At 45.6% G+C, this 9,021-nt stretch carries 10 protein-coding genes, 1 tRNA gene and 1 rRNA gene; all 12 read right to left on the bottom strand.

The features are described 5' to 3' along the window. A 16S ribosomal RNA gene (locus OMP94_RS06725) occupies positions 1-769 on the bottom strand; the annotation flags it as partial. Between the two features lie 262 nt (positions 770-1,031). Further along, positions 1,032-1,107 (bottom strand) — tRNA-Lys (locus OMP94_RS06720). A gap of 201 nt (positions 1,108-1,308) precedes the next feature. Next, a complete protein-coding gene (gene queC / locus OMP94_RS06715; protein WP_266277498.1) occupies positions 1,309-1,983 on the bottom strand; it encodes a 7-cyano-7-deazaguanine synthase QueC in 675 nt (224 codons plus the stop codon). Continuing rightward, on the bottom strand, positions 1,983-2,624 hold the full coding sequence (gene queE / locus OMP94_RS06710) for a 7-carboxy-7-deazaguanine synthase QueE (protein ID WP_266277497.1): 642 nt from the start codon (positions 2,622-2,624) through the stop codon (positions 1,983-1,985). Before queE ends, queC begins: the two co-directional genes overlap by 1 nt. A gap of 24 nt (positions 2,625-2,648) precedes the next feature. Continuing rightward, positions 2,649-3,479: a tol-pal system protein YbgF gene (gene ybgF / locus OMP94_RS06705; protein ID WP_266277496.1), complete on the bottom strand. Its 831-nt coding sequence runs from the start codon at positions 3,477-3,479 to the stop codon at positions 2,649-2,651. 3 nt (positions 3,480-3,482) lie between these two features. Continuing rightward, a complete protein-coding gene (gene pal, locus OMP94_RS06700; protein WP_266277495.1) occupies positions 3,483-4,058 on the bottom strand; it encodes a peptidoglycan-associated lipoprotein Pal in 576 nt (191 codons plus the stop codon). Between the two features lie 21 nt (positions 4,059-4,079). Next, positions 4,080-5,381, bottom strand: coding sequence for a Tol-Pal system beta propeller repeat protein TolB (gene tolB / locus OMP94_RS06695; protein WP_266277494.1), 1,302 nt, complete (start codon positions 5,379-5,381; stop codon positions 4,080-4,082). A gap of 11 nt (positions 5,382-5,392) precedes the next feature. Further along, positions 5,393-6,472, bottom strand: a complete 1,080-nt coding sequence (gene tolA / locus OMP94_RS06690; RefSeq protein WP_266277493.1) for a cell envelope integrity protein TolA — start codon at positions 6,470-6,472, stop codon at positions 5,393-5,395. Between the two features lie 6 nt (positions 6,473-6,478). Further along, on the bottom strand, positions 6,479-6,928 hold the full coding sequence (gene tolR / locus OMP94_RS06685) for a protein TolR (RefSeq protein ID WP_266277492.1): 450 nt from the start codon (positions 6,926-6,928) through the stop codon (positions 6,479-6,481). A gap of 15 nt (positions 6,929-6,943) precedes the next feature. Then, the gene (gene tolQ, locus OMP94_RS06680) at positions 6,944-7,600 is read right to left on the bottom strand and encodes a protein TolQ (protein WP_323135067.1); all 657 of its coding nucleotides are present in this window, start codon (positions 7,598-7,600) and stop codon (positions 6,944-6,946) included. Between the two features lies 1 nt (position 7,601). Continuing rightward, on the bottom strand, positions 7,602-8,006 hold the full coding sequence (gene ybgC, locus OMP94_RS06675; protein WP_266277490.1) for a tol-pal system-associated acyl-CoA thioesterase: 405 nt from the start codon (positions 8,004-8,006) through the stop codon (positions 7,602-7,604). Continuing rightward, positions 8,006-9,019 carry a Holliday junction branch migration DNA helicase RuvB gene (gene ruvB / locus OMP94_RS06670; RefSeq protein ID WP_266277486.1) on the bottom strand — a complete coding sequence of 338 codons (1,014 nt, stop codon included), beginning with the start codon at positions 9,017-9,019 and terminating at the stop codon, positions 8,006-8,008. Before ruvB ends, ybgC begins: the two co-directional genes overlap by 1 nt. Positions 9,020-9,021: the final 2 nt, after the last annotated feature.

Raw genomic sequence — 9,021 nt, 5'->3', positions numbered from 1 at the left:
CCCACGCTTTCGCACCTCAGCGTCAGTAATGGCCCAGTGAGTCGCCTTCGCCACTGATGTTCCTTCAGATCTCTACGCATTTCACCGCTACACCTGAAATTCCACTCACCTCTACCACACTCTAGCCTGCCAGTCTCAAATGCCATTCCCAGGTTGAGCCCGGGGATTTCACATCTGACTTAACAAACCGCCTACGCGCGCTTTACGCCCAGTAATTCCGATTAACGCTTGCACCCTCCGTATTACCGCGGCTGCTGGCACGGAGTTAGCCGGTGCTTATTCTGTTGGTAACGTCAACACTAAAGGTTATTAACCCTCAGCTTTTCCTCCCAACTTAAAGTGCTTTACAACCCGAAGGCCTTCTTCACACACGCGGCATTGCTGGATCAGGGTTGCCCCCATTGTCCAATATTCCCCACTGCTGCCTCCCGTAGGAGTCTGGGCCGTGTCTCAGTCCCAGTGTGGCTGATCATTCTCTCAAACCAGCTACAGATCGTCGCCTTGGTAGGCCTTTACCCCACCAACTAGCTAATCTGATATAGGTTCATCTGTTAGCGTGAGGTCCGAAGATCCCCCACTTTCCTCCGTAGAGCGTATGCGGTATTAGCAGCCGTTTCCGGCTGTTGTCCCCCACTAACAGGCAGATCCCTATACATTACTCACCCGTCCGCCACTAATCATACTAGCAAGCTAGTAATCATCGTTCGACTTGCATGTGTTAGGCATGCCGCCAGCGTTCAATCTGAGCCATGATCAAACTCTTCAGTTTAATTTTGACTTCTAGTCTCTATAAGTCAGAGACAATAACTTTTGATTGACGTTTGCATTCTTAGCGAATACTCAGCGTCAAAATATTTTCAAGAAACATTTCCACGCAAGTACCCACACAAATTACTTGATACCGTTTTGTTAAAGAGCGTTGCTAGCTAAGCCAGCAAAGAAGCGAGAATTATACGCACTCTCGGTTCAGTGTCAATCACAATATGACAGTTTTATGAAAGATTCTTAAAAGCTGAAAAGTGAAAGAAATTTGGTGGGCCGTCTGCGACTCGAACGCAGGACCATCGGATTAAAAGTCCGGTGCTCTACCAACTGAGCTAACGGCCCAAACCAAGCGCGACATAATACTAGATCTGAAAAAAATGGCAAGCCCTGAATACGTATTTTTTCAATTTTATGACCAAACAGTTTAGCGGGTCATATATAACTGATTCTTAGTCATGCCAATTTGCCTTGTTACCCATGTTTTGATGATGGATATTTAACTGGATGCGCTAATGGTCAATCGGGCCTAACTATATATATAAATTAACCCTGGTATAAGGTTGGATCGACAACGTTTGCCTCAAGGAAGCCTTGCTGACGTAACCGGCAAGAGTCACAACGTCCACATGCGCGGCCATGACTATCAGCTTGATAACAAGAAATCGTCTTACTGTAATCAACACCAAGCTTTGTGCCCTGCTGAATAATGTCGGCTTTACTCAGTTTCATTAAAGGAGCATGGATTTGTAAATGATTCCCTTCTACACCACGTTTAGTTGCTAGGTTAGCCATAACTTCAAAGGCACTGATATAGTCCGGACGACAATCTGGATAACCTGAATAATCAACCGCGTTAACCCCAACAAAGATTGCATCGGCTTCCAATACTTCTGCCCAACCTAAAGCAATCGACAAGAAAACTGTATTACGAGCCGGTACATAAGTAACCGGAATACCTTCCGATTGGTGCTCTGGCACATCAATATCTGCTGTTAATGCTGAACCACCGATGGTACGTAAATCGATTTTTACAACTTTATGTTCTACAGCATTCATTTCCTCTGATAATGCTATTGCGGCTTTAAGCTCTGCTGAATGGCGTTGCCCATAATCAAAGCTAAGGGTATGACAGGCAAAACCTTGTGATTGTGCAATCGCTAAAACGGTCGCAGAATCAAGACCACCAGATAACAAAACTACAGCGCGACGCTCACTCATTATTTGCCCTGCGCATCTTGCCAAAGATATTTGTGTAACTGGATCTGCATTCTGACTGGCAGGTTGTCCTCAATGATCCATTCTGCAAGATCTTTTGGATCTAAATCCCCATGCACTGGCGAGAATAAAACCTCACAACGCTTGGATAAATCAAACTCTGCTAACTTTGCGACCGACCAGTCGTAATCTTCGCGATTACAAATGACAAACTTGAGTTGATCTGAAGACGTTAACAAGTCGATATTGTTATATCGATTCTTGGCTTCTTCACCGGAAGCTGGGGTTTTTAAGTCCATGACCCTAATGACACGAGGATCAATATTACTGATGTCCATAGCGCCACTTGTTTCAAGTGATACCTCTACATTCAAATCACACAATGCCGTTAATAATTCTCGGCAAGTGTTTTGCGCCAGTGGCTCACCACCTGAAACGGTGACATAACGTGGGTTATAACTTGCGACTTCAGCAACAATGTCACTGATTTCACGTTTTTCACCGCCATAAAAAGCATATTCCGTATCACAGTAACCACAGCGAAGTGGGCACCCGGTTAAACGAACAAAAACGGTAGGCAAGCCTACCGTTCGTGTTTCACCTTGAAGGGAATAAAAGATCTCAGTAATACGACACTGTGCCATTTTGAATAAAACTGCGGTCGGTAATTACTGTGACTGTTGAATACGATCCAGTCGTACTCTCGCCAGTCGCGCTGCTGAACTATCTGGGAATTGCTCTAAAACCTGGTTAAGTGTTGCTGTCGCTTTCGCTGCATCACCCAACTCATACTCACTAAAGCCACGTTTTAATAATGCATCAGGCACTTTATTACTGGTTGGATATTGATCCAGAACAATCTGAAAGGCAGTCACTGCTTGATTAAATTTACGGACAACGTAATTTGCTTCACCTTGCCAGTAATACACATTCGGCAAGTAGCTACTTTGTGGGTACTGCTGTGGGAAACTTGCTAATGCAACGATAGCTGCTTCGTATTGGCCACTGCGTAGTGTTTGTAGCGCAGCTTGATAAGCTGCTTCACCATCTTCAACAGAGACGGGACCATTGCTAGCAACGGTATCATTAGCATTGTTTGTTTCTGAAGTTTCCGCTAATTCGGCTTCTGCAGCTTGACTCGCGCTATCGGCTGAGTCAGAAGATGGAACGTAACCCGTTGATGGAGCTGGTGCCGGTGGTTGAACACCCAGCGCTTCAATACGCTCATCTAAATCAATATATTGCTCACGTTGGCGAGATTGCATCTTTTCCAACTCGTGGCGTAATTCTTCATTGGTGCCATTCAAGCGCTGCACTTCACGCTGCAACTGATCGACTTGCGTGATCAAATTGCTAAGGCCTTGTCCTTGAATAATACGTTCTAGCCGATCAACACGTTGTGTTAAGGCTGCGTTATCTTCAGCAAAGCTAATAGCGGGCGTCGCAAGGACGCCCACCATGAAAGCCAGCACAAATCGTTTTTGGCTTTTTTTTGTCATGTCTTATCGACCTGTATAAACAATTTCTACGCGACGGTTTTGTGCATAAGCAGCTTCGTTACTACCATCAACTGCTGGACGCTCTTCACCGAAACTAGCAACACGGAACTGGCTGGCAGTTGCACCTTGTAACATCAGTAATTGGCGAATTGACAATGCACGACGCTCGCCAAGTGCCAAGTTGTATTCACGTGAACCACGTTCGTCAGTATGGCCTTCTAAACGTACTGATACGTTGGTGTTTTTACCTAAATATTCTGCATGTGCTTCAAGAATTGGTTGATCTTCAGCACGTACGCTTGCACTGTCGTAATCAAAGTAAATCACGCGGCTTGATAATGGGCTGTTTGGATCGTTCAGTTCGTTACCTGAATAGTTGTCTTCACCCACAACAACTCGCGCTTCAGCACCCATGTCTTCGCCATTAGCGTTAGTACCGTTTACACCTGAGCTTTGTGCACCCAGATCTTCAACTAATACGTCATCACCAGCTAATTGACCATCTTTAGTGGTGTTACTACTACAAGCGCCGAGCAACAAAGCAGCTAACAGCAACGCGGATAACTTTAAACTTTTCATAACTATTACTCCTGGAAAAAATTATTGCTTAAGTGGTGACCAAGCTGGCTCACGCACCATAGTCCCGGACTCGCTCAAACGTTGATGGATCCGGCCATCAACAGAGACCGCAGCTAATACACCACGACCTTTTTGCTCGGTAGCATACAGGATCATGCTGCCATTTGGCGCGAAACTAGGCGACTCATCGCGGCCATTTTCGGTCAATACCTGTACATTTCCGCTACGCAGATCCTGCACAGCGATATAAAACTTTCCGCCCATGGCGTGAACCATAGCCATTTTTTCACCGTCTGGTGAAATATCTGGTGAAGCGTTGTAATTCCCTTCGAATGTGAGACGTTCAGCACGTCCACCATTGACAGGTACTTTGTAAATTTGTGGGTTACCACCACGGTCTGATGTAAAAATGATGCTGCGACCATCAGGGGTAAAGGCAGGTTCAGTATCAATCGCTTGCGAATTGTTAGTAATACGTAACAAATCGCCAGACGCTAACTCCATGACATAAATTTCTGGATTACCATTTCTTGATAACGTTAAAGCCAGCTTTCTGCCATCTGGTGACCAAACTGGTGCGCTATTAATACCTTCAAATGACGCGACTGACTTACGTTGACCACTACGCATTTGTTGAACAAAAATTTCCGTATTGCCATTTTCAAATGACACATAGGTCAATTGCTCGCCGTCAGGTGACCAGTTTGGCGACATGATTGGCTGCGTTGATTGCAGAACCGTGCGAGGATTTGCACCATCAGCATCCGAGATTTGTAGGGCATAACGTTTTTTGCCATCTGTCGCGGTTGTTTGCGTAACAAATGCTAAACGTGTTGAGAAAATACCTTTTTCACCGGTTAAGGTTTCATAAACGATATCCGCAATTTGGTGAGCCAAATTACGCATACCTGATGCAGGAACGTTATATCGTTTACCCGCCAGCATCTCGCCTTTGTACACATCAAATAACTGGAATTGAACTTGATAGTTCTCACCGTCTTGACTGCTAACTTTACCGATTAACAACCCTTCTGAACGAAGCAAACGCCAATCTGAGAAGTTAATATCAGCTTGATCATGAGGTTGTGAAATCAAATCTTGTTTATCGACCGGTGCAAAACGCCCAGTACTCGCCAAGTCATTTTTGATAACTTCAGAAATATCTTCAGGTGGCGCCAAGCCATCTTCCCCAAATGGCACAATGGCAATCGGCAGTGCAGCACCGGAACCACCTGTAATTTCAATTTTGAGAACGGCTTGCGCTTGCAGCGGCAAGATAAAGGCCACTGTTAACAGCAGTAATCGCATAAACTTGGGGACCATATTAAATCCTCTTATTCAGGTTTAAATTCGAATTGAATGCCTTCGCGGATAATGCGTTCTGCCGCACCAGCATCTGAAGGCATAGGCATTGGCGCTGCTTTATAAACGGCATTTTCCGCCGATCTATCAAACAAGCTATTACCACTACTTTTAATCACACGAACACTTTTCACATCACCGCCAGGGATCAGTTTCACCTCGAGCGTAACCACAAGGCCAGGCTGTGAATTAGCTGGTTTTGACCAATAACGTTTCACACGTTGTTGGATCTGCTGGGCGTAAACATTTAATACACCTGCGATGCGACTCTCTTCACGCTGATTGGCTTCAGCATCAAGTTGACGTTGTAACTCTTGCTCAGCACGACGACGGGCATCTTCTTCGGCTTTACGTTTTGCTTCTGCTTCCGCTTTACGCTTAGCTTCTTCCTCTGCTTTACGCTTAGCTTTAGCTTCTTCTTCCGCCTTACGCTTGGCTTCTTCCTCAGCTTTACGTTTTGCTTCCTCTTCTGCCTTACGTTTAGCTTCTTCCTCTGCTTTCCGTTTGGCTTCCTCTTCCGCCTTACGCTTAGCTTCTTCCTCAGCTTTACGTTTTGCTTCTAACTCAGCTTGACGCTTTTCTTCTTGAATACGAGCTTGTTCAGCAACTTCAAGGCGTTTTTCTTCTTCAATACGCGCTTTTTCGGCGGCTTCGCGTTGTTTTTCTATCTCTTCAAGACGCTGCTGTTCGGCTTCAGCTTCTTGTTGACGACGCTCAGCTTCTTGCTGCTCTTTACGCTCTAACGCTTCCATTTCACGTTGCTTCTCAGCAATCGCTTCTTGTTGTTTCTGCAACTCATCTTCAAGTTGCTGCTGTCTTTCAGCTTCCCGGTCACGTTCAGCTTGTTCAAGCTGTTGTAACTTTTCCATTTCTTGGATGATTTGCTGTTCATCTACAACGGCTGCTTGAACGATGTCCTTTTTGTCACCCGTGCCCAGTTTGATTGGCTTATTGGGTAATTCAAAGCTCCATAACAATAAAAACACCAGTGCCAAATGCAGCACTGTGGAATAACCGCCCGCCAAAAAATTTTGCCAAATCGGATTTTTCATAATGTTTTAGTTTGCCGGCTGACTTTCAGGTTGTTTGGTAATAAGACCGACATTCGGTACACCCGCCTGCTGAAGCAATGCCATCAGGCCAACCACCTGCCCGTAATTCGCACTCGCATCACCTTTAACCATGACAGGTACTTGCGGGTTATTACGAATCACCGCCGCAACACGATTAGCCAATAATGTAGGCTCAACCGGTTGGTCAGGTGTTTCACCAATGGATGCGTAATAGTTGCCATTAGCATCGACCGAAACAATCAGTGGCTCAGCATTATCTGGCGTCTCGACAGGATTCGCGACAGCCTGTGGCAGATCAACATTAACCCCTTGAGTCAATAAGGGTGCCGTAATCATAAAAATGATCAACAGCACTAACATAACATCGATATACGGTACGACGTTGATATCCGCCATTGGCTTACGCCGCATACGCATTTTTTTATAAACAGCCATACACTGCTCCGAAAATTAGCTTTGTTGGCGTTGCAGAATTGATGAAAACTCTTCGACGAAGGTGTCGTAGCGATTAATCAATCGCTCAACTTCGTGTGAGTAACGGTTATAAGCAATAACCGCCGGAATCGCAGCAAACAGACCCATCGCTGTTGCAATAAGGGCTTCGGCGATACCTGGCGCAACCATGGCAAGCGTCGCTTGTTGCACTTCACCCAACGCACGAAATGAGTTCATGATCCCCCACACCGTACCAAACAGACCAATGTAAGGACTGGTTGAACCTGCGGTTGCCAAGAATGGTAACGATACTTCTAACTGATCAATTTCACGTGCCAGAGAAATACGCATTACACGTTGGGTACCATCTAGAACAAAATTTGAATCAGGTACATTCTTTTTCAGGCGAATAAATTCTTTAAAACCAGTTTCGAAAATACCTTCCATACCTCGGCTGGCATGCGGCCGTGCTGAGATATCTTCATACAATTTATTCAATTCATTTCCAGACCAGAATTTATCCTCGAAATGATCAGCATCTTTTAATGCTTGCGCGAGCTCAGCGCGCTTTTTAAAAATCAGTGTCCACGAATACAGGGAAATCAGCAGTAGCACTAACATCACCAGCTTTACCAATAAACTGGCTTCTGAAATTAGCGCAAACAAAGACATATCAGCACTCACGTTGCATCTCCGTCAGGATAAAATTAGGTATTGGACAGGGTTGAAAAGTCTCTTCATTGAGACAGGCAACTTTGACTGTTGCCTCGCATAGTAATGTCGCGTCCAGCAACACTTGTTGTTCAAACTTTATACTGGCACCACTGACCTTTTTAAGTGATGAGCGTACCAATAATTGATCGTTAAACCGAGCAGGTTTACGAAAATTTAACTGCATGGAATGCACAGCAAACAAAATACTTTGCGTTGATCGCAATTGATTTTGTTCAAACCCCAGCCGCCTTAGCCACTCAGTCCGCGCACGTTCCATAAATTTTATGTAGTTAGCGTGATACACCACGCCACCACTATCTGTATCCTCGTAATAGACACGTATAGGCCAGTCAAAATACTTCATTACTCGCCTACTAAATCCAAATCCGGTGTTAGCCCCAAATGTAGAAACGCCCTTTTGGTCGCTACCCGACCGCGTGGTGTACGCATGATAAAACCTTCTTGAATAAGGTAGGGCTCCAGAACGTCCTCAATAGTTCCACGCTCTTCACCTATCGCGGCGGCGAGATTATCCAGACCCACAGGCCCGCCCGCAAATTTTTCGATAATAGCCAGTAATAACTTGCGATCCAGCATGTCGAAACCATAGTCATCGACATCGAGCAAATCCAAGGCTTGGCGAGCTACTTCAGCACTAATTGCGCCATCAAATCTCACCTCGGCATAGTCACGTACTCTGCGCAATAATCGATTGGCAATGCGCGGCGTACCCCTTGAACGACGGGCGATTTCGCTGGCACCAGAGACGTCTAATGGCACTTCTAAAATACGGGCACTACGTTGCACGATGGTGCTTAAATCCTCAACGTTATAGAACTCCAACCGTTGAACAATGCCGAAACGATCCCTAAGTGGCGATGTTAACGAGCCAGCACGCGTAGTTGCACCAACAAGAGTAAATGGCTCTAAATCTAACTTGATTGATCTTGCCGCAGGCCCTTCACCAATCATAATGTCGATTTGGTAGTCTTCCATCGCTGGATACAGGACTTCTTCGACGACCGGGCTGAGGCGATGAATTTCATCAACAAACAGCACATCGTTAGGCTCAAGGTTAGTCAGCAATGCTGCGAGATCACCCGGCCGCTCTAATACCGGCCCAGATGTTTGCTTGAGATTAACGCCCATTTCGTTAGCAATGATGTGCGCCAGTGTGGTTTTACCAAGCCCTGGCGGACCAAAAATCAAGGTATGGTCCAATGCTTCTTTACGATTTCGCGCTGCCGAGACAAATAAATCCATCTGCTCGCGAACGGTTGGCTGACCAATATAGTCACCCAAACGAACAGGTCGAATCGCGCGGTCTTGGCGATCTTCGTTGCTCATTGCTGTTGGCGTAATAAAGCGATCTTCCATTA

This window comes from Methylophaga sp. OBS3 (genome assembly GCF_026319325.1).
Classification (GTDB): Bacteria; Pseudomonadota; Gammaproteobacteria; order Nitrosococcales; family Methylophagaceae; genus Methylophaga.
This window is presented reverse-complemented; position numbering and strand designations above follow the sequence as displayed.

Coding starts and splice junctions, on each gene's coding strand:
- queC (WP_266277498.1), bottom strand. CDS start 1,983: ATGAGTGAGCGTCGCGCTGTAGTTTTGTTATCTGGTGGTCTTGATTCT.
- queE (WP_266277497.1), bottom strand. CDS start 2,624: ATGGCACAGTGTCGTATTACTGAGATCTTTTATTCCCTTCAAGGTGAA.
- ybgF (WP_266277496.1), bottom strand. CDS start 3,479: ATGACAAAAAAAAGCCAAAAACGATTTGTGCTGGCTTTCATGGTGGGC.
- pal (WP_266277495.1), bottom strand. CDS start 4,058: ATGAAAAGTTTAAAGTTATCCGCGTTGCTGTTAGCTGCTTTGTTGCTC.
- tolB (WP_266277494.1), bottom strand. CDS start 5,381: ATGGTCCCCAAGTTTATGCGATTACTGCTGTTAACAGTGGCCTTTATC.
- tolA (WP_266277493.1), bottom strand. CDS start 6,472: ATGAAAAATCCGATTTGGCAAAATTTTTTGGCGGGCGGTTATTCCACA.
- tolR (WP_266277492.1), bottom strand. CDS start 6,928: ATGGCTGTTTATAAAAAAATGCGTATGCGGCGTAAGCCAATGGCGGAT.
- tolQ (WP_323135067.1), bottom strand. CDS start 7,600: ATGTCTTTGTTTGCGCTAATTTCAGAAGCCAGTTTATTGGTAAAGCTG.
- ybgC (WP_266277490.1), bottom strand. CDS start 8,006: ATGAAGTATTTTGACTGGCCTATACGTGTCTATTACGAGGATACAGAT.
- ruvB (WP_266277486.1), bottom strand. CDS start 9,019: ATGGAAGATCGCTTTATTACGCCAACAGCAATGAGCAACGAAGATCGC.